This window comes from Pseudomonas sp. R3.Fl (assembly GCF_023516765.1).
Taxonomy (GTDB): Bacteria; Pseudomonadota; Gammaproteobacteria; order Pseudomonadales; family Pseudomonadaceae; genus Pseudomonas; species Pseudomonas citronellolis.
The window spans coordinates 4,889,439-4,911,078 of the sequence record NZ_JAMGSO010000001.1; the positions used below are offsets into that span (position 1 = coordinate 4,889,439).

Annotated in this window: 21 protein-coding genes and 5 pseudogenes; 15 read left to right on the forward strand and 11 right to left on the reverse strand. The window is 55.7% G+C overall.

The annotated features are described in order from the left end of the window. Positions 1-4: 4 nt before the first annotated feature. The 8 genes and pseudogenes from M8R19_RS21580 (at position 5) to M8R19_RS21610 (ending at position 4,400) form a co-directional block, all read left to right on the forward strand. Positions 5-268, forward strand: coding sequence for a hypothetical protein (locus tag M8R19_RS21580; protein WP_074986584.1), 264 nt, complete (start codon positions 5-7; stop codon positions 266-268). A gap of 272 nt (positions 269-540) precedes the next feature. Beyond that, entirely contained in the window at positions 541-771 is a 231-nt protein-coding gene (locus tag M8R19_RS33490; RefSeq protein WP_371857843.1) for a DUF6966 domain-containing protein, read from the forward strand. Between the two features lie 119 nt (positions 772-890). Further along, positions 891-1,355 carry a hypothetical protein gene (locus M8R19_RS21585; RefSeq protein ID WP_249918849.1) on the forward strand — a complete coding sequence of 155 codons (465 nt, stop codon included), beginning with the start codon at positions 891-893 and terminating at the stop codon, positions 1,353-1,355. Between the two features lie 58 nt (positions 1,356-1,413). Beyond that, positions 1,414-2,195, forward strand: a pseudogene (locus M8R19_RS21590) (RHS repeat-associated core domain-containing protein); the annotation flags it as partial. Next, positions 2,192-2,587, forward strand: coding sequence for a hypothetical protein (locus tag M8R19_RS21595; protein ID WP_249918850.1), 396 nt, complete (start codon positions 2,192-2,194; stop codon positions 2,585-2,587). The pseudogene M8R19_RS21590 and the gene M8R19_RS21595, both read left to right, overlap by 4 nt. A 243-nt stretch (positions 2,588-2,830) precedes the next feature. Continuing rightward, the gene (locus M8R19_RS21600) at positions 2,831-3,184 is read left to right on the forward strand and encodes a hypothetical protein (protein WP_141679849.1); all 354 of its coding nucleotides are present in this window, start codon (positions 2,831-2,833) and stop codon (positions 3,182-3,184) included. A 153-nt stretch (positions 3,185-3,337) separates the two neighbouring features. Further along, positions 3,338-3,552, forward strand: a pseudogene (locus M8R19_RS21605) (RHS repeat-associated core domain-containing protein); the annotation flags it as partial. 422 nt (positions 3,553-3,974) lie between these two features. Beyond that, a complete protein-coding gene (locus M8R19_RS21610) occupies positions 3,975-4,400 on the forward strand; it encodes a hypothetical protein (RefSeq protein ID WP_249918851.1) in 426 nt (141 codons plus the stop codon). A gap of 322 nt (positions 4,401-4,722) precedes the next feature. On the opposite strand, the gene M8R19_RS21615 is transcribed toward M8R19_RS21610, so the two are convergent. Together M8R19_RS21615 and M8R19_RS21620 are read right to left on the reverse strand one after the other, a co-directional pair. After that, on the reverse strand, positions 4,723-4,980 hold the full coding sequence (locus M8R19_RS21615) for a hypothetical protein (protein ID WP_249918852.1): 258 nt from the start codon (positions 4,978-4,980) through the stop codon (positions 4,723-4,725). Positions 4,981-5,572: 592 nt separating this feature from the next. Further along, positions 5,573-6,424, reverse strand: coding sequence for a hypothetical protein (locus M8R19_RS21620; RefSeq protein WP_249918853.1), 852 nt, complete (start codon positions 6,422-6,424; stop codon positions 5,573-5,575). A gap of 440 nt (positions 6,425-6,864) precedes the next feature. Between M8R19_RS21620 and M8R19_RS21625 the strand changes: the two genes are divergently transcribed. Both M8R19_RS21625 and M8R19_RS21630 read left to right on the forward strand, forming a co-directional pair. Beyond that, positions 6,865-7,071, forward strand: coding sequence for a helix-turn-helix transcriptional regulator (locus M8R19_RS21625; RefSeq protein ID WP_024128445.1), 207 nt, complete (start codon positions 6,865-6,867; stop codon positions 7,069-7,071). Positions 7,072-7,425: 354 nt separating this feature from the next. Continuing rightward, positions 7,426-8,379, forward strand: coding sequence for a YagK/YfjJ domain-containing protein (locus M8R19_RS21630; protein WP_249918854.1), 954 nt, complete (start codon positions 7,426-7,428; stop codon positions 8,377-8,379). A gap of 105 nt (positions 8,380-8,484) precedes the next feature. Here the strand turns inward: M8R19_RS21630 and M8R19_RS21635 are convergent. From M8R19_RS21635 to M8R19_RS21655, 5 genes and pseudogenes are all read right to left on the reverse strand, one after another. Next, positions 8,485-9,180, reverse strand: a pseudogene (locus tag M8R19_RS21635) (SDR family NAD(P)-dependent oxidoreductase); the annotation flags it as partial. After that, positions 9,173-9,412 (reverse strand): annotated as a pseudogene (locus tag M8R19_RS21640) (acyl-CoA dehydrogenase); the annotation flags it as partial. The pseudogenes M8R19_RS21635 and M8R19_RS21640, both read right to left, overlap by 8 nt. Before the next feature lie 132 nt (positions 9,413-9,544). Next, positions 9,545-10,327, reverse strand: coding sequence for a hypothetical protein (locus M8R19_RS21645; protein ID WP_249918855.1), 783 nt, complete (start codon positions 10,325-10,327; stop codon positions 9,545-9,547). A gap of 35 nt (positions 10,328-10,362) precedes the next feature. Next, positions 10,363-11,916 (reverse strand): long-chain-fatty-acid--CoA ligase, encoded by a 1,554-nt coding sequence (locus M8R19_RS21650; protein ID WP_249918856.1) that lies wholly within the window; start codon positions 11,914-11,916, stop codon positions 10,363-10,365. 15 nt (positions 11,917-11,931) lie between these two features. Further along, positions 11,932-12,114, reverse strand: a complete 183-nt coding sequence (locus tag M8R19_RS21655; protein WP_249918857.1) for a hypothetical protein — start codon at positions 12,112-12,114, stop codon at positions 11,932-11,934. A gap of 322 nt (positions 12,115-12,436) precedes the next feature. Between M8R19_RS21655 and M8R19_RS21660 the strand changes: the two genes are divergently transcribed. After that, positions 12,437-13,006, forward strand: coding sequence for a MarR family winged helix-turn-helix transcriptional regulator (locus tag M8R19_RS21660; RefSeq protein ID WP_249918858.1), 570 nt, complete (start codon positions 12,437-12,439; stop codon positions 13,004-13,006). 357 nt (positions 13,007-13,363) lie between these two features. Here M8R19_RS21660 and M8R19_RS21665 read toward each other — a convergent pair whose 3' ends face one another. Then, positions 13,364-14,563, reverse strand: coding sequence for an acyl-CoA dehydrogenase family protein (locus M8R19_RS21665; RefSeq protein ID WP_249918859.1), 1,200 nt, complete (start codon positions 14,561-14,563; stop codon positions 13,364-13,366). 226 nt (positions 14,564-14,789) lie between these two features. Here M8R19_RS21665 and M8R19_RS21670 point away from each other — a divergent pair, with 226 nt between their 5' ends. From M8R19_RS21670 to M8R19_RS33500, 3 genes and pseudogenes are all read left to right on the forward strand, one after another. Beyond that, positions 14,790-15,515, forward strand: a complete 726-nt coding sequence (locus M8R19_RS21670) for a hypothetical protein (protein ID WP_249918860.1) — start codon at positions 14,790-14,792, stop codon at positions 15,513-15,515. 1,172 nt (positions 15,516-16,687) lie between these two features. Continuing rightward, positions 16,688-16,819, forward strand: a pseudogene (locus M8R19_RS33495) (HAMP domain-containing protein); the annotation flags it as partial. 150 nt (positions 16,820-16,969) lie between these two features. Then, entirely contained in the window at positions 16,970-17,674 is a 705-nt protein-coding gene (locus M8R19_RS33500) for a methyl-accepting chemotaxis protein (protein ID WP_502943070.1), read from the forward strand. 37 nt (positions 17,675-17,711) lie between these two features. Here the strand turns inward: M8R19_RS33500 and M8R19_RS21680 are convergent, their stop codons facing one another. From M8R19_RS21680 to M8R19_RS21690, 3 genes are read right to left on the reverse strand one after another with little or no spacing between them, the layout of a single operon-like run. Next, the gene (locus tag M8R19_RS21680) at positions 17,712-18,572 is read right to left on the reverse strand and encodes an HpcH/HpaI aldolase/citrate lyase family protein (RefSeq protein WP_249918862.1); all 861 of its coding nucleotides are present in this window, start codon (positions 18,570-18,572) and stop codon (positions 17,712-17,714) included. Positions 18,573-18,591: 19 nt separating this feature from the next. Continuing rightward, on the reverse strand, positions 18,592-19,395 hold the full coding sequence (locus tag M8R19_RS21685) for an enoyl-CoA hydratase/isomerase family protein (protein WP_249918863.1): 804 nt from the start codon (positions 19,393-19,395) through the stop codon (positions 18,592-18,594). Continuing rightward, positions 19,392-20,216 (reverse strand): SDR family oxidoreductase, encoded by an 825-nt coding sequence (locus M8R19_RS21690; protein WP_249918864.1) that lies wholly within the window; start codon positions 20,214-20,216, stop codon positions 19,392-19,394. Before M8R19_RS21690 ends, M8R19_RS21685 begins: the two co-directional genes overlap by 4 nt. A gap of 218 nt (positions 20,217-20,434) precedes the next feature. Between M8R19_RS21690 and M8R19_RS21695 the strand changes: the two genes are divergently transcribed. Then, positions 20,435-21,640: an acetyl-CoA C-acetyltransferase gene (locus M8R19_RS21695; protein ID WP_249918865.1), complete on the forward strand. Its 1,206-nt coding sequence runs from the start codon at positions 20,435-20,437 to the stop codon at positions 21,638-21,640.

Here is a 21,640-nt window from a genome sequence, read left to right on the forward strand (position 1 = left end):
ACGCATGAGATTTAATGATTCTTATTTCAACAAGGATGAGCGATTTTCTATAGGGATAGAAGAAAGCTCAGGAAAATTTTATATCTCAATACCAGTAAGCAATGGAATGGTTGATTATGAGGAGTATTTTGAGATTGACAAGAATACTTTTGAAAGTTATATGAAGAACCCCGGTTTAGCTTTACCATTTGTCATGCGCTGCAGAAATAGAGAGGTAGATAATTTATTAATTATTCAACCTGGGAGAGATCGTGGAGTTGCAACCTAGGCTTTAATATAGAAAGCACTGTGTAGGCACCGTAACATACAAGCCCGAGAGCATTACACCAGAGCTTCGGGTAAGTCTGTCGCTCAGAGTGAAGAGGCACAAGCCCAGCAGGAAGTGAGGTATATGTCGGTCAGGTTGGGTGACAAGGTGGACTCTACGTAGGCGGCACTCCACAGGTAATTAATTTAAGGCCGTGGCTATAGGCGTAGAGATAATTAAACAATGACGTTTGATGTGAAAATTCCCGGGCAATCAGAGATGTAGCGTCTCAGATGATTATACTTTTGATTGACGGAGGGGCGGGTGAATGGGGGAGAGCCTTAGAGGTTCAGGTTCGTAATCTTGACTCTGACCCAGAGTCGGTTGCGAGTAACATTTTTTCTATGTATTCAGGGATGGGCTCCCTTAACGATGTTGTTTTGTCTAAGGATGGAAAGATTTTAAAGAAAGAGAATGATAACTTGGATGATCTGCGAGAAAGACTGTATCAGTTGTGCCTATGAGCATTGCTCTTGGGGCGTTGATTAATTTGTTTTCAAATTTAAATACGTGCTGTTTATGCTGTAGTAGGAAAGAGATCAGCCACTACTGAGTCGTGCGACTATCGACAATAGGGGCCGCGGTGAAGAAAAAAATTCAAATGGCGTTAGAGAATAAAGAACCGGTAGAGTTTTTTTGTGGAAAAGGGCCTTATTTTTCACCTGATCCTGACTGGGGGGAGCATTTATATATAAATAACTGGCAAGGTATTTGTGCGCATCTAGCTGAGTCGAATATTGAAATATCTATATTGAATGACTTCTTCCTTAGATACTTGGAAGGGATTTCTACTTCATATGAGGCAGCCGACAGTCTACTAATGAATCTGAGCGCCTACTACGGACTTCGTCGTGATAAAAAAGTTCTTCAGCGAGGAGACATACTAAGCGAAATAGGAGTGCTTGGTCGAGAAAAGGTTGGTGAATTATTTAGGCTTCTAAGGCGGGAGTATGCTGAGAAGAATAAACACAGAAAGGTCAGGTCATTGAATGGTTGGCTTGAAAAAATAAAAAGTGATGGCTGTATATATGATTTGGAAGGACTTTAAAGTAAAAGGTACAGAAATAGAGCGATTTCTTCGCCAGAAGCGATGGCTGCCCTGTCTTAGTTATATCTGTAAATCCGACAGTTCCCGTTCGTTGGCAATAGTAGATAGCGAAGTTCCACTGAAAGCCGCTTTCCAACTCGACTGTCTAGTGTCTGCAGAAAACTGACCAGCTACGGCGGCGAAATCCTCTGGTCGGCCCGCTACCGCGCCTACGGCAACGTCGCCCGCCTGGAAGTGGCGGAAATCGACAACCCGCTGCGCTTCCAGGGGCAGTACTACGACGCGGAAACCGGCCTGCACTACAACCGGCATCGTTACTACAATCCCAACACCGGCCGTTTCCTGACCCCGGACCCGATCAAGCTGGCGGGTGGGTTGAACCACTACCAGTATGTGCCTAACCCAACGGGGTGGGTGGATCCGTTGGGGTTGTCTGATGTATGTCCACAACCAGTGAACGGTGGTACATGGAAATTTAATCCCGAAGTAGATGTTGACTTAAGAACTGCTCCTGGGACCTCCTATCAGCAGATGACTGCTGGCTTAGATGAGGCATTTGAACGAACCAAAATTCCTAAAAGTGAATTTGAGGTTACTAAATGGGGGAAGGATCAATATGGTAAGTCATTCCCCACCGAATGGCGCGTTTTAAAAGGAAAAAATAGAGGGGCAGAGGTTAATATCGATGATCCATCTCTAGTGGTGAGCTCTGATGGGCCACGAGACCCACATATAGGTTATCAAACCCCAGGGAAAAGAGGTGAGGGAGGGGCCGTAAGAGGTCATGTACTGGTATCTCGTGTTCCAGTTTCACGTGCAAGGATAGGAGTGCAACAGTGAATTATCTCGAGATTGAAATAGACGAAGAAATTGAGAAGCATGGTTTCTTGGTAAGTAAATTAAGAGAGGAGGAGCTTCGGTCCTTGATTTCCTTTTTGAATACAAGGTTTTTTGAAGAAGGTGAGGGGCTTGATTCTTCTAAAATGTGCGTAACTAGTAAAGAGCATGATCCGTTCTTTTGGAAAAAAATTAAGTATTTAGGCTGGGAGGGGGCAGTGTTGATAGTCTTCGATATTAGCTGGCATGGATGGAGATTTTCATCAATCGAGCAAGTTGAATTACTGCTTTCTGAAACAACCGGATACCCATTCTGGCTGGCAAACTCCAATGGATGTGAATTGATATTCTTTGATGATCATGATTGCGTGGGTAGATCAATTGTAAATATTTAGAATGTGATTGTAAGCTCTCTTTGTAATAGTGTTTTGCGTAGATCGCATCTCTCTATTTTTCTCTTTTTTCAGGTGGCTAAGATTTTGATACTATTCCTGTAATATTCAACGGTCTGATGTTGTGGTGGTTGATTGGTTTGGTTGAGTTTTTGCTGGAATTATATAAAGGGTAATGGGGTGGTTTTTTAATAGTTCTTTAATAGGTGGGAGGATTAATGACTGCCTTCCAGATAGGGGATTTATTTGGAGTATTATGGAGCGTCTGAGGATGAGAGGAAAGTTGTTTCTTCTCTCCTAGGTTTGAAACTGTCTGAAATGGGACAGGATTGGGAGTTTACGCTCTCCGATGCTGATTTAATTGCACCTGCAATAAATATTCTTTTGAAGCGTGAAGAAGATTGGGGGGTGAGAGCAGCAGTCGCGTGCATTATGATATCTAGTTTGTATGAGTATTATCGTGACAAAGGAGAGAGTCACCCTCTCCTTTCTGATGCGTTGATTGCGCTGCGGAAGGACGAAAGTATATTAATTGCAATGCTGGATTTTTGGAAGAGCGGCGGGGGAAGTAAATATATCATTGATATATTGAAGGATTGACTTCTTGGTGGTTTTATATGCCTTGAATATAAGGCTTTCGCGTTCGACGCAAGACTAGCGTGGCTGCACTTACGGGGGGGTATTCTAATATTTCAATTTTTCGAGACCTGCAAGAACGGAGTTATTTAAATCGCTCGATATTACGCCTAGAGTAATGTCACCTGCTTAGAAGTGGCGGGAATTGACAGCACACCGCGATTCCTGGGGTGGTACAGCCTGCACTCCAACCGGCATCGTTACTACAATCCCAACCCGGCCGTTTCCTGACCCCGGACCCGATCAAGCTGGCGGGTGGGTTGAACCACTACCAGTACGTGCCTAACCCGACGGGGTGGGTGGATCCGTTGGGGTTGAACAATTGTCCGGGTAGCGATGGCCGTAAGCCTCGGGAGGGGGACGATCCGGCGGCGCTGGTTGTACCTTACGAAAATATCCCTGTATTGCCTGATGCGGAGCCTGGTGTATACCTCTATAGAGGCGTCTATAAAGGGCATCCTGCCGAAGTCGATGCCCAAAAAGGGAAGGTTGTTCCAGGGCGCGTCAATGGTGACGTTACACCTGAAACGCATAATCGTGGTGGAGTCTCGGCTGAGAGTCCATATACATCGTGGATGCACTCTCCCTCGGTTGCCAGAAGTTGGGCTAGGGAGGGTGGGCTAGTTCTAAGGGTTAGAGTTGGTGCCCCAAGACCTGGGGACAGTTGGTCATTGACTATGTCAGAAGATATATGGGGGGAGAGAGAGGTTCTCTTGAAGGGGGTTAGAGAGGGGGATATAGAGGTGTTTAGACCATGAATTTGCTTGATTTGCTCTTGGGAGGGTTCTTGCTGGCTTCGGAAATGATGAAATTTATTTCGGGGATTGATTTTAAAATCCGAGAAGGCTTTTCATTTCGAGATGGATATGTTGTCAGAAAAACTGTTGGTCGTTTTCTAATCGAGTCTACCACTCAGAGGGATAATGCTGTTTCCACTGGTGTTGAAATTATTGGTTTTGATGTTTTGATTGATTCCTTATCTGAAAGGGATGGGGGTGAGTTGGTCAATATGATTGTGCTGGGGAGTGAAAGTTGGGGAGGGCAGGCTTATTTTTGTGATGATAATAGTTTGCTAGGTGTTGTGTTGGGGAGGAAGAGGCGAAGTGGTTGGGTTACTCCATCTAAATGGGATGGTTCTGAAGAGATGTTGGTTGAGCATAATGTAAATTTAAGTGACTAGGCGACTGGAGTTTTATCTGCGGATGATGAGCTTTCAACTAATTAGATCACTTAGATACCCGCAGGAACTGACCAGCTATGGCGGTGAAATCCTCTAGTCGGCCCGCTACCGCGCATAGCTTGCCTGGAAGTAGCGGAAATCGACAACCCGCTGTGGTTTCAGAAGCAGTATTACGCTGCTCATAGCGCAGCACGTCACTTACTGAAGCTTCTTTCCCGAATACTTCACTCTCTGCTTCCTTGGCGCTATTCGTCATGGCCATTGTCGCAATGAAACGAGCATCTTCCCTTCTGCTGGTTAGTCTGAAGGCCTTTACGGGCGCTCAGTGAGGGGAATCATGGGATGCGATCTTCAGGGGCGGGTGATCGCCGCCGCCTGCGCATTCGGCAGCCTTGGCCTGGCGTTGGCCGAGGTGGCGCGGGTAGGAGCTGCCGGGGGGCTGATGGGGGCGGCGCTCCTCGGGGCTAGGCGTGGTGATGCTGCTGGTACCGGACGGCTCGTCGCTGGCGGTAAACCTGGCGCTGCTGGCCATCGCCAGGGCCACTTTGTTCGCTGCGGCGGGACTGCTGGTGGAGGGCATGCGGCGGATGGTTCGGCGTGCAGCGTGTGGATATCTTCCACCTGGGCTTGGCGCTGGCCGTCTGATGCTGAGGTTGAGCCGAGTTGAGCGGCCAGAGCAAAGCTGGCACAAGGCCGGCGTTTCCCGCAGGCATTAAAAAAGCCGGCTTGTGGGCGGCATTTTAATTGGTCATCTTGTTGATTTTTAAGGAATTTCTATCTGAGGTATGCCTTTAGCCCACACCTTTACCCATACTTTGAAGCTCACTGGAATTTGATACATTTCTTGTATGGCTCAAGGTGCTGGTGCACGTGTCGGCGGTATGTGCCGAACTGCTCGGCCCCTCTTCACTTTGCATCCCGCATTTCCGACCTGTTTGATGGACGCCCTTTTCTAGGGCCTCGCTTGCTTGGTGACTGCCCAGGTTGCCATTTTCAGTCGCAGCGACGGAAACATGTTAGCAATCAATCAGGAAGTGGCCTTTGAGCCTGTAGGGGCTCGTTCGCTAGGGGGGGATGCACTCCAGTGTCTATGTAAGGCGTGATGCCCCTCCTTTTTCTGTTGACACTGCCAAGTTTATCTCTTGGCAGTTTTAATATGTTCATTTGCTAGGTTAGTCCCCGTTAAGAAGCTTTATGTTCTTTATTTTTTCTGGGATGTATTCTTTTTTGAATTCTTCCATTTCTACTAGTATCTCTATAGCTCTGGCTCGACTTATTTCGTATGCGTTTGCAATTCGATCTAGAGATTCTATTGTTTTGTTGTGGAGGATGAAGTTGTACTGCTTTTTATCTTTTAGCCTGCTTTTGTATTTTGCTTGGCTGTGGCTTTTCTTGATTTTTTCAATATAGTAAAGACACTGCTCTCTTCTGAATTTTGTTCGATCGAAGAACATAAGAAGGTCTTCCAGGTCTTCGAATTTTTCTTTCGGCAGATATCTGCTGGGTTCGTTTCTTCTTATCCACTCCCAAGCAAGCTCACATTTTTCTTTATCATCTTTGAACCATGAAAATAACTTGTCATTTGCTTTCTGTTCCGACCATTTACCTTTGATTTCTTCTAGTAATATTTTCTTTGCAGTAACTCCGATGTCCATTAGGTCAATTAAGGCTATTGTTAGTGTTCTTCCGGATAGTTCTCTTGGAAGTTTTAGGTGGCTAATATTGGTCTTTTCTAAGATTTTGGTGTTGATCCATTCTAGCTGCCTTTTCTCTTCGGTTATCCATTTTAATTCAACGTCGGGAAGAAGTTGGTTCGGTACTTCTTCGAGTACAGCTATTTTTAGTTGCCTGTCGTGATGAAGGGCGTCGGCAATCTTGTCTCGCATTCCTCTGTCGAAACTTATATATGGCCCAAGATCTACTCCGTTCCTTATTAAAATGAACCAGAGCCATATGTCTCTGCGGTTATCTATTTTTGTATCACTAAGAATTCTAGATAAATTATCGTTTGTATTTACTGCCATTCTTCTATCTCAAAATTAAAAAAGTATTCTTTTGATGTTGTTTTTATAGTTGTTCTGAAGCTTAATTCTAATTAATCTCTATCGTCATCATAGGTCATCTATAGTAGATAAAATTTATCAATACCACATGAATTTTACTTTTGTCTAGTCTATTGGGTTTGAGGTGCCATTGCTGATGGTTGCTGGCCTAGCTCGATTCTTTCCGCCTATGGATGGCCTGTGTTGAGGTCGTAGGGCCTGATGCAGGCTTCGATCGCTCGTGGCTCGGCTGCCTAGCATCGTAGCCCAATACGTAGCTTTTACTGTGAGGGGCTAGCTCAGTAGTTCTTCAAGGCTTCCTGTATAGCTAGGACGGATGAGGTGTTCTAGTTGCCAGTATTGGTTAATTTTTCCTCTGTCTGCCCATCCTCTGGACCAATACAGGAGCACCATCCATGTCCATGAGGATCATCAGTTTGAAAGAGGTCATGGACCTCACTAGCCTTGCGCGCTCGACCATCTATAAGTACATCGCTCTCGGCACGTTCCCGCTTCCCTTATCTGTGGGGGAGCGTTGCGTTCGTTGGTTGGAGAGCGAAGTGCACGAGTGGATCCTTGAGCGGATCGCTGAACGTGATGAGAAACTCCAGGCAGTAGGTAAGCATTAATGGCGATAGAGATACCCGATGACCAGGGAGTCCTGGTCATCGGGTATCTCTGCCGTCTGCTTAGGTTAGTGCTCTTTCTCAGATAACTCCCAGTTGCCTGCTCTGTGATTTTTCCCGGCTACGCTTGGTGTTCTTCATCTGAATGTTCGATGGCGCTTTGTGTTTGGCGAGCAGGGCAGTGTGGTTTATTGATATAGCTACTAGCTATCTCTAATCATCTACCTTTCTCCCATTACACCCACTCACCTATGGCCGCAGATTGACAGCTATAGCCAGGTGACTAGCTACCCACCTCTCCAGTTTAAAAATACCCACTCCGTACTTGGTATGTCTTCCAACAACCAGGTACACACCATGATCAAGCAAACAGCCAAACATCTCTCCCAATCCGACATCGCTATCCAGATCGAACGACTCGTGAACGCAGTGATTCGTCATGACTGCCCTGCATTCAGGATCAGCTACGACGCACAGGGGGATGAAGTCATCGAGAGAACCAGGCTCTCTCGGTACTTCGATCACATTCGGCAGATGTATCACTTGGTGCATGACGAGAAATACGCCCTGAGCGAACACCTGCTCGCATTCAAGGAGGCTTGCTACGACATCGGCATCGAGTTCGGGATGTTCGGGATGACGTGCATGGACGAGAGCGAGGGAGGGCTCCTATCAGAGGCCCAGACCTACAACTGGCTCGTGGAGAGGATCCGGGTGCACGTACAGGCGAAGTGGTTCAAGCGTGGGAGGAATGACCGTGCTTATCGGGAGAAGGGGAATCGGCAGACGGTGACTGAATACGTGGAGCGGGTGATGGATAGCCGCTCTCGTACCGTGTTGGTGAGGGTGGACCTGTACTACCGGGAGGCAGCACGTGCTCGCCTGACGGTGGAGGACGTCTTCGAGGACCTGGACAGGCTTATCCGGGTTCGGGAACACGATCCGATCTTCCAGCATGAGACGGGCTACATCTGCGCAGTGGAGCAGGGGGAGGACATGGGCTATCACATCCATGCGGCGTTCTTCTTCGATGGTCGGGAGGTGCGCAGTGGCTATGCCAAGGCTGAGGCCATCGGTGGGCTGTGGAGAAAGATCATCGAGGGTTGGGGGTACTTCCACAGCTGCAACCACAAGAAAGGCGCGTATGAGGATGGCTGTGGGGTGGGGATGTTCAAGCGTGATGACGATGCGGGTCGGCAGAACGTCATCCACGCCTGCCACTACCTGATCGAGGATGGGCAATCGTTGCGGGTGAAGCCTGTGGGGGCTAGGGCGCTCCGGATGGGATGTGCTCCTCGGTCTGCTAAGTGAGGGGAGTAATTTGCATCTGCTATCTGCCAGTTAGACACCGCTTGTTCGAGGAGGTGGTTAGCAAAAAAGAAGACGGGGGCCCAATGGGCCCCGGTTTATGCACGGCTAGAGCGAGCTCACAAGCTGTCTGCCATCAACCGCAATTACCTCGCCGGTCTGTAGGCGCCGGCGATGCTGGCCAGCAGCAAGAAGGGGCCTTCCAGTTCGCCCAACTGGCCGAGGCGGCGTATCGGCACGGCGTTGCGGATGTAGGTCTGGCCCTTCTCGCTGTCGAAGTAGGCGTCGTTCATTTCGGTCTTGAAGTAGCCCGGTGCGATGGCGTTGGCGCGGATCTGGCTGCGGGCTGGCTTCAGCGCCAGCGACTTGGTCAACTGCACGAGTAGTGGCTGTAGTCGGCGCCTACGCACAGGCCGAGCATCGAGGCGATGTTGACGATGCTGCCTGGCGCGATGGCCTTGGCCATGCGTTGCGCGGCGCATTGGGCCACGCGCCAGACGCCGTCGAGGTTGGTGGCGAGCATCTGGCGCCATTCTTCCTCGCTGATCTACAGGGCGCGCTGGCCATTGCCGGTACCCGCATTGTTGAGCACCACGTCGACCACGCCAAAGGCGTCTTCTGCCGCCTGGAAGGCTGCCTCGACACTGTCGCGAGACGTGACGTCTAGCGGCACCGTCAGGGCGGTGCCGCCGTCCCTGCCGAGGGCCACGCCAATTGGTTCAGGCGTTCGACGCGCCGGGCGGCGAGCACCACGCGAGCGCCGGTACGGCTGGCGACGCGCGCCAGGTGGGCGCCTAATCTGGAACATGTAGGCGAGGCCCTTGTTGGCTTCGCCTACCAGATAGTCGACCGCGCCATCCTTTTCACCGAAGCTGAGGACGGTGGAGGTGGTGTTGCGGTAGCCCATCTTGTGCAGCAGCCCGGCCAGCGCCACGTCGTTGCGCGTCCCCGGGCCGCCGTCCTCGTTGACCAGGAACTTCGGCACCAGGAACAGCGAGATTCCCTTGACCCCGGCCGGCGCGCCCTCGATGCGGGCCGGCCCCCACCACGATGTGATCGGGTGTACGTATGCTGACCAGCTCCAATTCCTGCCCGATTTGGCGGCCGCAGGCGATCAGCCTGGCTGGGGTCTGGGTCACCCGAAGTTCCTGAGCAGCCGTTGCAGAGGTCAAGTCATAGCCATCTCTCTGGTGCTGGAGGAGACCATCTTGGGCAGGGCACACGCTACGCTGTGGATTAACAGCAGGGCGAATCCGATACTGAGGAGCGTCGCCAACTGCACCGTGGTCTGATTCGGCATGTCCAGGTGCAGAGCAATGATCGTCGGGGCTCCTGCGCCGAAGTTGGTGAAGTAGAACATGCAGGGAAACAGCACGAACAGCATCAGCAGCGGAAGGTGCCCTCGGGTTCGGCGGCGTAGCTCAGTTGCGACGAAGCTGAAGCAGATGACCTGGGCGGTTTCCAACACGCCAATCACCAAGGGATATTCGAGCACGCGGAAGGCATGGGGGCCGTAGTATTCATAGGCGCCGCCGTTGATTCCATACATCTCGAAGATGCAGGAGCCGAGGAAGGTGATGAGCGCCCATTTGTATAGAGTGATGCTATCCATCGTGCCTCTATGCATGCGGTCACAGATGAAGATCGCATTGGCCCCGTAGAGGATCGCATAGCCGCTGATGGTCCAGATCGGTTGTGGGGTTTCGAAGGCGCTGTAGAGTGTCCACTGGCCGATGGAGTAGAAGTAGAGCATCTGACCTTCGTCGTACAGGGGTTCGAAAATAGCGCCAAAAGCGACCGCCAGCATGATGAGCAGGTAAAATGGCGTGCGCTGCTTTATGCCCATGCCAATGGCTACTATCAGGGCGATGACGAAGAGTGCATAGCTTGCGGAGGTGAGTACCAGTTGGGTAGTGAGGTTGAGCGGATGATCGACCGGAGCCGTGTACATGGTGGAGTCCTCTTGTTATTGGTATTGTCTGTCGTTCAGTTGACTGCTCGTTCGCGCCCATTCCAGTGGGCCTTGCGCAACTCGGTCTTGAGTACCTTGCCCATGCTCGACAATGGCAGGGCGTCGAGGATCTGCAGGCTTCGTGGACACTTGTAGCTGGCGATCCGATCTCGGCAGTGGGCCTGGAGTTCTTCCAGCGTCAACGAGTGACCGGGGCGTAGCACGATGGCCGCATGCACCGCTTCGCCCCATTCGGCGCTTGGGATACCGAACACCACACAGGCAGCGATAGCCGGATGGGATGCTGTTGCGTTCTCCACTTCGACGCAGTAGATGTTCTCGCCGCCGGAGATGATCATGTCCTTGAGGCGGTCGACGATGAATACGTAGCCATCGTCATCCATGTAGCCCATGTCTCCTGTATGCATCCAGCCGTTGCGCAGGGTTTCTGCAGTGGCCTCGGGCATGTTCAGGTAGCCTTTCATCATGTTCGGACCGCGAGCCACTATCTCGCCAACCGCGCCTCGGGGGAGTTCGCGATCCTGTTCGTCGACGATCCGTACCTGGGCGTGATAGGCGGCGCGTCCCCCTGACTGAACCTTGCCGAGCCGGCGACCTTCTACACTGTTCATGAACGGCGGTAGCACAGTCATTACCGCCGACATTTCAGTCATGCCGTAGGCTTGGGTGAAGGTGGCATCAGGCAAAGCCTGGGTGGCATTGTCGAGCAAGGTTTCGGTCGCCGGGGAGGCGCCGTAGAGCACGCTACGGACACTGCTGGCGCGCTCCAGCGTATCGGGGCAGTCGGCCAGGGCCTGGAGCATCGTCGGTACCAACAGAAGGTCGCTGATCTGATGCTCCTCGATCAGGTCGAGTGCCGTATCGGGGCGGAAGGCCGGAGTCATGATGTGCCTACCGCCGCGCAGTAGTACGCTGGCAGTGACCATCATGTCGGCAAGGTGGAACATGGGGGCAGCGTGTAGGGCGATGGTGCCCTCGGCGAAAAGCCCTTCGGCCATCAATGCTAGAGCTGAGCTGGCGATGTTCAAATGGGAAAGGATGACGCCTTTTGGCGTGCCAGTGGTTCCGCCTGTGTAAAAGATGCCGAAGGTGTCATCGCCGCCCACACCCGCGTCGGGAAGCGGCTGTGCTCCTTCGATCAATTCGTTGACGTCCACCAGTCCGGGTGGGCAGTCACCCTCGCCGATGAATAGAAGATGGCGCAGTGTGGGCGCCTTAGCCTGAATCTCGGCCGCGCTGCCAGCGAAGTGATTGTCGAGGAACAATGCCTCGGAGTTCGAGTCATTGAGCGAGTAGGTGATTTCACCGATGCTCCAGCGGAAGTTGACCGGATTGACCTCTGCACCGAGCCAGGCCGATGCCAAATAGAACTCCAGATACCTGTCGGAATTGAGGCTCAGGATGGCGAGTCGATCGCCACGTCCGTAGCCAAGATTGGCCAGGCCTCCGGCTAGGCGTGCGATGCGCTCCTGGAGCTGCCTGAAGCTCTGTTTTCTGGAGCCGAATACTGTTGCGATGGATTCGGGAGTCTGTTGCACCGCGCGGTGCAGGCCTTGGGTGAATTGCATGCTTGGAATTCCTCGTCATTTATTGTTGTAAGGGAGTTCTTGACCCCTGGCTTGGGGCAGCGGATGTGTCGGGGAGAGGAGCGGGCGGGAGGAGATGCGTGCGACCAGGCTCTCGGTCATCGCTGATTTGCCGAGGAGCAGCATTGAGGTCGTCTTCAGCATGCCGAGGGCTGGGATAGAGGAGGGATTGAGGATCATGGCAACGTTCCGGTCCTGCCCATTGTTATTATTGCTGCTCAGCGGGCTATTCGATTATCTGCATTAATATTTCTAAAGATAAGGTATGCTAGCATATCTTGTTTCTTATGGTAATCTCAGCGATAGGGTGAGGCAAGCACATCTGCTCGTGAGCTGACCTCCCAGCAGGTGCTTGTGTAGCATGTGACGATAGCTTTGGCACAGGTTTTGCTTTTTGATCGGATGCTAGCGTAAGTTACATATTCATGAAGGTTTGAGGCGGATACGCAAGTTCGGTTGCCTCGACCCAATTCTTCAGCACGACTCGAATAAGGCATGACAAATGGAGAGCGAACGTCCACCGACCAAGCCCCGTAGCGCCGGCAAGGCAGACAGCCAGGGGGCTTCCTCCAGAAAGAACCAAACTGTTCCAGGAATTCTCGAGGATGAGAATTGGGATCTCCGGCTCGGCTTCTTGATGCATGATGTATCGCGTCTGCGGAGAATGGTCTTCGATGACTTCATGCGCCCCCTTGGTATCACCCGTTCACAATGGTGGGTGCTGGCCTACCTGTCGCGTCATGACGGCATGATTCAGAGCGATCTGGCGAACGCCCTGGATCTGGGCAAGGCCGCACTGGGGGGGCTGATCGATCGTCTGGAGGTGGCAGGGTTCATTGAGCGTCGGCCCGATGGAGTCGATCGCCGTGCCAAACGCATTTATCTGTCTCCGAGCGGTACTCAGATGATCAAGAAGATGACTGTGCTCAGTCATGAGATGAGCGAGCGCATCCTGGTTGGGCTCAGCGTCAAGTCTCGGCAAAAGCTGGCCGAGTTGTTGATGGCGGTGAAGAGAAATCTTCTGGCGATCAAGCAGGAAAGCAGCATAGGTTCCGAAACTTCGCTCGACTAGGTTCGCCGCTCCAGAGCGGAATTGCTGGCGTAGGGGGGGGCGAAGCAGTCAGGATCCCGGTTGGTTCATGGCTCTCCCTGTGGGTTGTCTCTTCCATCGAGGGGGAGCCCTTCGCCCGTGATGGATTGGCCCGAAGGTGCGCATAGGTAGGTGCAGGCTTCGGCGATATCCATAGGTATGCCTGGATGCTTCATTGGGTTGGTCCGGGGCGTTCATGTCGAGCTTCGGCTGTCCTGGAACAGCTCGTCGCGGTACGCCGTCTGAGCTTCCCCCGGCTTCTGTGGATCGCATGGCGTTGCCGTCATGCATGTCGGAGGGCCGCCCAGGCGCATTCGTGTCAGGCGGCCGGTAGTGCGATCAGGCGTCCAGTAGTTCCTTGCTGATGATCATCTTGCGTACTTCGGTGGTGCCGGCACCGATCTCCAGCAGCTTGATCGAGCGGTACAGCCGGTTGATTTCCGATTCCCAGATATAGCCGCTACCGCCGTGTATCTGCACCGCGGCATTGAGCACCTTGTTCAGGGTTTCCGAAGCGTGCATGACTCCCGCGGCGGTTATCTTGTGGATTTCCCCGCGCCCTCCCTGTTCTTCGTCCGCCACGCTGGCGGCGCGCAGTACCTGGTAGGTGAAGAGGCGGATCGACTCGACCCAGACGTACATCTCCGCAAGCATCGACTGCACCATCTGGAAGTCGGCGATGGGGCGGCCAAACTGTTGGCGCTGTTTGGCATAGTCGACCGATAGCTGCAGGGCTCGCTCGGCGATACCCAGGCAGATGGGGGCGATTACCGCTCGCTCCAGATCCAGGCCGGACATCAGTACCTTGACGCCACGATTCTCTTCGCCAACCAGATTCTCTGCCGGCACTCGGCATTCATTGAATACCAGTTCGGCAGTCTGGCTGCCTCGGAAACCCATCTTGGTCAGCTTCTGTGCGATGGCGAAGCCTGGGAAGTCCTTTTCGACGATAAAGGCGGAGATGCCCTGGGTGCCACGCTCCTTGTCGGTCTTGGCGTAGACCAGAAGGACGTCGGCCACGGGGCCGTTGGTGATGAAGATCTTGTTGCCGTTCAGGTAGTAGTAGTCACCTTCCCGGCGTGCCGTGGTACGCATCGAGCCGAGTGCATCGGAGCCGGCGCCGGGCTCCGTCAGGCCGAGAGCGCCGATGCTCTTGCCGGCGCACATGGCGGGTAGGTACTTCTGCTGCAGGTGCTCGTTGGCGTTACGCAAGATGTTGTTCAGGCACAGGTTCTCGTGAACGATCCAACTCAGGGCCAACGCGTGATTCCAGCGCGAGAACGCCTGGACGATCAATCCGCTGGTAAACACATCCATGCCGGCACCGCCATAGGCGGTGGGAGCGGTGACACCTAGGTAACCGATTTCCGCCAGTTTCGCGAAGGCCTCTTCGGGCCACCATTCTTCGTCATCCATTCGCTGGGCCAGGGGATAGAGTTCGTTCTGGGCGAAGCGATCCGCCTGGGTCAGGATCTCGCTTTCGTCTGCAGAGAGGCCGTTGAAGATCTGCCGGATGGAGGGTTGATCGAATGCAGCCATGGGTGGCTCCTTTTTTGTTGTGCCCGTTGAGGATATCCCGCTCCGGTCATCCGGAGGACGCTGCACTGGCAGGGCGGGGTAGCAAAGATGATAATCAGTAGTTAAGTATGCATCAATACTATATTGTATGCATACTTGATGCGCATGGATGGCATGGCTGCCGGTTCGCCGAACCATTCCAGCATCCAGGTCAATTCCGCCAATAACAACAAAAGAATGCCAAGCCATGTTCCGATTCCTGCTGTTGCTGCTATCGCTTTCATTCATGCCTGGCGCCCAGGCGGACGATCGAGCCCTCGCCAATGAGTTGCATACGATCCGAAGCCTTGCGTTCACGACATGCAGCAACCTGCTGCTGTATCACAGTTCGGGAGGATACGGGGGGGACTCCCGCAATCTGGATGCGTACAGGGCAGGCATGGCTCGCCTGTCCGAGCTAGTTGCTCGCTCTGGAGATGTCGAGCTCCAGGAGCCGGTGAGGCAGATGAGAGAGCAGGTGGGCATGCTGGAGCGCAACGAGAACGCCAACCGCTTGCTCAAGCCACGCTGGGTGATTCCGGCTCTGCAGGCTCAGGCGCTTCTGGATGCGAGGCTTGCCGATCGCTATGCGGCGCTGAGCGTGCCCCCCGCAATGCGGATGCTGCACGAGCAGAGCCTGGACATCAGCCGCATCCTGCTGATGTACCAGATCCGTGCCTTCGGATCGCTGGCCGTCTATTTCATGGAGGTCGATGAAGATACTCCGAAGCGCCTCGACCTCCGTGTCATCGATCATTTCGGCCAATTGATGATGCAGTTGCCGGATAAAGAGAGGGAGCTCGACGAACTGCAGAGACATTACCTCTTCATTCGACCCCGTCTTCTCGGTCGGGATGCCGGTTCGGTACCGGCCGGGGTGGAGTACTACCTGGGTAAGACCGTGGTGGCTCTGGACGGCATGGCGACGCTCTAATCGTTTTCGTCAGGTGGATACGGCCCCGGGGCAGCAGAGCATTGCTGTGGTGACGGCTGGCCGAATGATCATTGCCTGATGGCTCCTGCCGGGCACAGCCTGGTGGGCGACTGCCATCGGGTTCAGGGGGAGCTCATATGGGAAGCCTGCTACGTCCTGCCATTGTATTGATGAACCGCCTAAGCCTGGGCATGAAGTTCGGCCTGGTCAGCCTGCTGTTCTTCCTGCCCATGCTGGCGACCAACTTCTATCTGGTCAGAGACGTTTACCGTCAGTTCGTCGCGGCCCAGGTGGCGCTCGACGGTCTCGACCTGGTCGACGGATCGTTGTCGCTGCGCCGTGACTTGGAGAACTATGCCGATCTGATGGAGATCGGGATGACGATCGCCCTGGTGGATCAGGCCGGTGGTTTGAATACGCGTATTGCCGCTGCCCATGACGAGGTCGCCGCGGCGTTGCAGCGACTCTGCCGGGCGCAGCCGGATGCGCTTGAATTCGAACAGAAATGCTCCGGAATATCCGCCGGGCTGCAGGCCGTCGAGCACGACCCCGCGATGCAAGGACGGCTTGGCAAGGTTCGTCAGTTGCTCGAGGAGTCCCGGTTGCTGATCAGGGTGGCAGTTGCTGCTGGAGGCCTGGGGCTCGACCGCCAGGAAGATGTCCGGCGACTGATCGATCTGGTGCTTCGTGGCACATCGGTTGTGACGGGGACGTTGAGTGAGGGACGAGTCATGGGCAGCTACTCCCTGGGATTGAAGATCTTGAATTCTTCGACTAGCCGTCGAATGGATGAGCTGTTGCTGCGCCTGGAGAAGCTGGAAGGGGAGTACGGTTTGGCTGTTGATGAGGCGCTAGGTAGCAGTGCTGCGGCCGGCTTGGCCTTGTCCGAGCGTGCGGCGACCAGCCGAGCCGGCCTTCGGGACGGGATTACCCTTTTCGAGGACGCCGTAGTCACCTCGAGCACCTTCGAGATGCCATGGCTGGATTTCTACCAGCGGGCCAGCGCCTCGATGGACGCGACCCATGGGCTCAACGAGAGGGTGCTGGTATTTCTCAGGGGGCAGTTGCAAGAGCGCCTGAGTGACAGTCAGGGGCGGATGATCCTGCTGGCGCTGGTGCTTCTGCTGGTATTCGTTGCGGTAGTCTATCTCTATGGCGCTTTCTATGCCTCCATGCGCGCCACTTTGAACGAACTCGGCCAAGCGATGGAGCGAGTAGCGGGGGGAGACATGACGGCCGCGGTCCCGGCACTGGGGCGTGACGAACTGGGTGAACTGGGGCGGGCCTTCAACGGGACGGTGGAGCGGATCCGCGATCTGATTCTGCGCGTCGATGGCACTTTGTCCGAGGTCGAGCGTCAAGCCGATCAGGTTGAGCGTGTTTCTGGCAACAGCAGTCAGGCTGTCGTCGAGCAACGTGAACGCATCGGGCGGGTAGCGTCGGCCATGGGGCAGATGTCCGCCAGTGCCCGCGATGTGGCCCATAGCTCTGCATTGGCGGCAGAAAGCGCCCTGGGGGCCGATCGGGAGAGTGCCATGGGGCGTTCCCAGGTTGAGGCTCAGGTCGACAGCATCCGGGGGCTGGCTGAAGAAATAGACGGATCGGTGGTCGCTATCCATCGGTTGGCCGGCGATAGCGCGGCAATCAGCCGTGTACTGGATGTGATCAAGGGTATTGCCGAACAGACCAATCTATTGGCGCTCAATGCGGCGATCGAGGCGGCGCGTGCCGGGGAGCAGGGGCGCGGTTTTGCCGTGGTGGCCGATGAGGTGCGTGGTTTGGCGAGGCGAACCCAATCTTCCACGGAAGAGATCGAGGCGATGATCGAGTGTCTGCAGAAAGGTGTCGATGTCACGGTGAAGGCACTGGAGGCAAGCCACCTTCTGATGGATGGGGCCGTAACGGAGGCGGACAGGGTGCGCAAAGGATTGGAGAATATCCTGGGGGCGGTGGGCATCATCGTTGAGCAGAATCAGCAGATCGCCGATGCTGCCGAGCAGCAGAGGGAGGTAGCTCAGGGGATGGATCTGAACATCGTCGAGATCGATCAGGCCGGTGCGCGAACGGCGTTGGACGCCGAGCAGGCCGCACAGGCGAGTCGGGAATTGTGCGAACTGGTTGTCCGGTTGAGGAATCTGATCGCCGTATTTCGGGTGTGAGGATCAGGCCCGGGAGTGATCTCCCGGGCCTGGTCGATCAGGCTCTGTAGCTGGCGAGTAGCTGGCTGGCGGCCTTGAGGTGGGGGATGTCGTACATCTTGCCGTCGATAGCGACCACGCCCTTGCCCGTGGTAAAGGCTTCCACGATGCGACGGGCCAGGGCGATCTCCGCCTCGCTCGGGCTGTAGGAGCGGTTGATCGTCTCCACCTGGTCGGGATGGATGGCGATCCGTCCGGTGAAGCCGTCGCGGCGGGAATCGATGCAGTGCCGTTCCAGGCCTTCGGCATCACGGAAGTCAACGTAGAGGGTGTCGATTGCCTCTACGCCCCAGGCATACGCCAGCAGTAGGGACTGGGAGCGGGCAAGCTCGTAGGTGGGTCTCCAGTCACCTTTGGGTGTACGGGGGTCGCCGGCCTGCAGGGCGGCGCTGAGATCCTCTGCCCCCCACATAATCGCGCGTACGCGTGGGTAGTGGCACTTGACCAGTTCGCCCAGGCGTAGCACCACGGCGGGCGTCTCGGTCACCACCACGGCGATGCGCGTCGAGCCGGGGTCGATGCCGTGCTCGATTTCCAGGGCATCCAGATAGTGATTGACGGTGCCGATGTCTTCGGGGCCTTCGATCTTTGGCAGCAGGATGCCGGCCGGCCGGGCCGGTACCGTGGCGATCAGATCATGCAGCAGCTCCCCTGAGGACAGGCTGTTGACCCGTACCCACCAGCGGCTGTGATCGTCGAGCCTATCCAGGTGCTGGCGCATCAGGATGCGGGCGGTTGGCTTGTTCTCGGGCATCACCGAATCCTCCAGATCGAGGATCAGTGCATCGGCCTGCGAGTCGAGCGATCTGGTGAGCTTGCGCTCGCTGTCGGCGGGAACGAACAGGAAGGATCGAATCATGATGTCTTCTCCGCCGGGATCACTGACCGCTGCCTGCGCCGCCGAGCAGGCGCCCGATTCCGGCGATCACGTCTGGGGTGCCAGCCAGGTCGACCAGACGTTTTCTTTCCACGTCGAGTTGCTGCTCCAGAGGTGTGTCCGGGCTCGCGCGCAAAAGGTTTCGGGTGGCACGCACAGCCGCTCCCGAGGCAATCAGTTGCAGCGTGCGATTGTGCACTTCGTCGGAAAAGGCGTCCTGGTCGAGGTCGAGCAATTCGCTATAGATGCCAAATTCATGGGCCTGTAGGGCGCTCATGGGGGCGCCGGAGAGCAGGAATTCGAGGGCCCGCTTGTAGCCGATGGCGCGCGGTAGAAAATGGGTCGAACCGCTATCCGGCGACAACCCCAGGCGCGAGAAGCCGGCGCGCAGGACGGCACCGGGACGTGCATAGGCGATGTCGCAGGCGCAAGCCAGGGCCATGCCGGCGCCGGTGGCGGGGCCGTTGATCGCTCCGACCAGCAATGGCCCGGCCTCGACCAGTCGTAGCAGTGCGCCATGCACGGTTGTGGCCAGTTCGTTGAGTAGTTCAGGAAGCGCACCGGGTGACTGGCGCAGGGCTTGGCCGAAGGCCGAGATGTCACCGCCCGCGCAGAATATCCGGCCGGAGCCGGTGAAAATTACCGCGTCGATATGTGGCGATTGTTCGACGCGCTCTGCCAGTGCCTGAAGGGCGTTGGCCATCTCTCGGTCGATGGAGTTGGCCTTATCCGGTCGGTTGAACGTTGCGGTGAGCAGACGGTTGTCGAGGGATTCCTCGATCAGGATCGCAGGTGTCATGTTCATAGAAGGTCCAGGTTGCCGAGGCGCATGCCGCCGTCGCAGTCGAGGATGGTGCCGGTGACGTATTCGGCATCGTCGCTAGCAAGAAAGGCCACCGCCTTGGCGATGTGATCGGGCTCGCCGAAACGGCGCAAGGCGGTGTTGCGCAGTACCTGGCCTTCGATCTCCGGCGAGGCGGACAGGCGGGCCAGGCCTTCGGTGCCGGCTATGGGGCCGGGCGACACAGCATTGACGCGCACTCCGTGGACGCCCCACTCGAGCGCTAGGCACTTGACCAGCATGTCGATACCTGCCTTGGCAGTGCAGGCGTGGGCCTGGAGTGGCATCGCGCGCTGCGCCTGGGGGGCGGAGATGGCGATCAGCGACGCGCCGGGTTTGTTCAGCAGTGGCAGAGCCAGGGAGAACAGGTTGAAAGTGCCGATCAGGTCGATGTCGATCACGGTCTTGAAACCGTTAGGGGTGAGGCGTTCGGCAGGCGTGAAGAAATTTCCGGCGGCAGCCGCCACCACCAGATCGATGACGCCGAAGCGGGCATGGATGTCCTCGAGTACGGCGCCGAGCAGTTCGCTGTCCCGCACATCGAGCGAGTAGCCGGCGCAACTGCCTCCGGCGTCGGCAATGGCCCTGGCCGCCTGTTCCAGTTTCTCCGGCTTGCGCCCCAGGATCACGACTCTGGCGCCGAAGCGGCCAAGATGGCAGGCGATGCCCAGGCCTATGCCGGAGGAGCCGCCTGAGATCACTACGACCTTGTTTGCGAGCGCGTGCTTGTAGAGTTCCTTGCGCACAACGGGAGCCTCTATCTGGGCCACGGGATTGATCGTCACGTTTGGTCACCTTCCTGTTTCTTGTTCGAATTCGAGACGCGCAGAAAACCTATGCGAGTCATGTATCGAGAGGCCGTCCGCTGCGGACGGTACCTGGTTTGACTATATAGCAGCAAACAAGTATGGTACAGTACATTATTCGTTGTATATGATATGTCTTGAGTTAGAGTCCTTCCTCTCCAGGTTGGCTGTCACCTACCGAAAGCGAGAATCAAACCGTGCCTCATGCATATATTTATGACCACGTTCGCACGCCGCGCGGCAAGGGCCGCGCGGATGGCTCCCTCAACGAGATAACGCCGCTGCAGTTGGGCACCCAGGTGCTCGCGGCCCTGGCCGAACGTACGCGGTTCGATGCCGCGCTGGTCGATGACGTCATCTTTGGTATCGTTTCGCCGGTGGGCGAGCAGGGTTCCGTGTTGCCGCGCCTGGCCGCGCTGAATGCCGGTTATGACGAGCGGATTGCCGGGGTTCAGGTCAACCGCTTCTGCGGTTCCGGGCTGGAGGCCTTCAACCTGGCGTCCGCTCAGGTGATGTCGGGACAGATCCAGGGCATCGTAGCCGGCGGCGTGGAGTCGATGTCGCGGGTGCCGCTGGGCTCTGATGGTGGCGCCTGGGCGATGGATCCGGCATTCGCACACAAGGTCAGCTTCATTCCCCAGGGTATCAGCGCCGACCTGATCGCCACGCTGGATGGGCACTCGCGCGAGGACGTGGATGCCTTCGCCCTGGAAAGCCAGCGGCGGGCTGCCCGCGCTTGGGATGAGGAGCGGTTCGTCGCCTCCATCGCGCCAGTGCGTGACGTAATCGGCAACATCGTACTGGCTCGCGACGAGTATCTGCGTCCGGCCACCACGGCCTCCGACCTGGCCGCACTCAAGCCCGCCTTCGAGGCAATGGGGCGCGGAGGCTTCGATGCCGTGGCTTTGCGCCGTTATCCACAGGTCGAGTCGATCCGTCATGTACACACTGCTGGTAATTCAAGCGGCATCGTCGACGGCGCAGCCGCCGTTCTGGTCGGCAGCGAGGCTTTTGGTGAGCGCAATGGCGTGACGCCTCGGGCGCGGGTGCGCGCTTTCGCCTCGGTCGGCTCCGAGCCGACCATCATGTTGACCGGGCCGGTTCAGGCGGCACAGAAGGTGCTGGAGCGGGCTGGAATGACACCCGGGGACATCGATCTGTTCGAAGTCAACGAAGCGTTCGCCTCAGTGGTGCTGCATTTCATGGAGAAGCTCGGCGTGTCCCATGACCGGATCAACGTCAATGGTGGTGCCATCGCCCTTGGCCACCCTCTGGGCGCGACCGGTTCGATGCTGGTCGGCACGGCCTTGGACGAGCTGGAGCGTCGTGGCCAGTCCACCGCTCTGGTTACTCTGTGCATCGGTGCCGGCATGGCCACCGCCGTGATCATCGAGCGCGTGTGA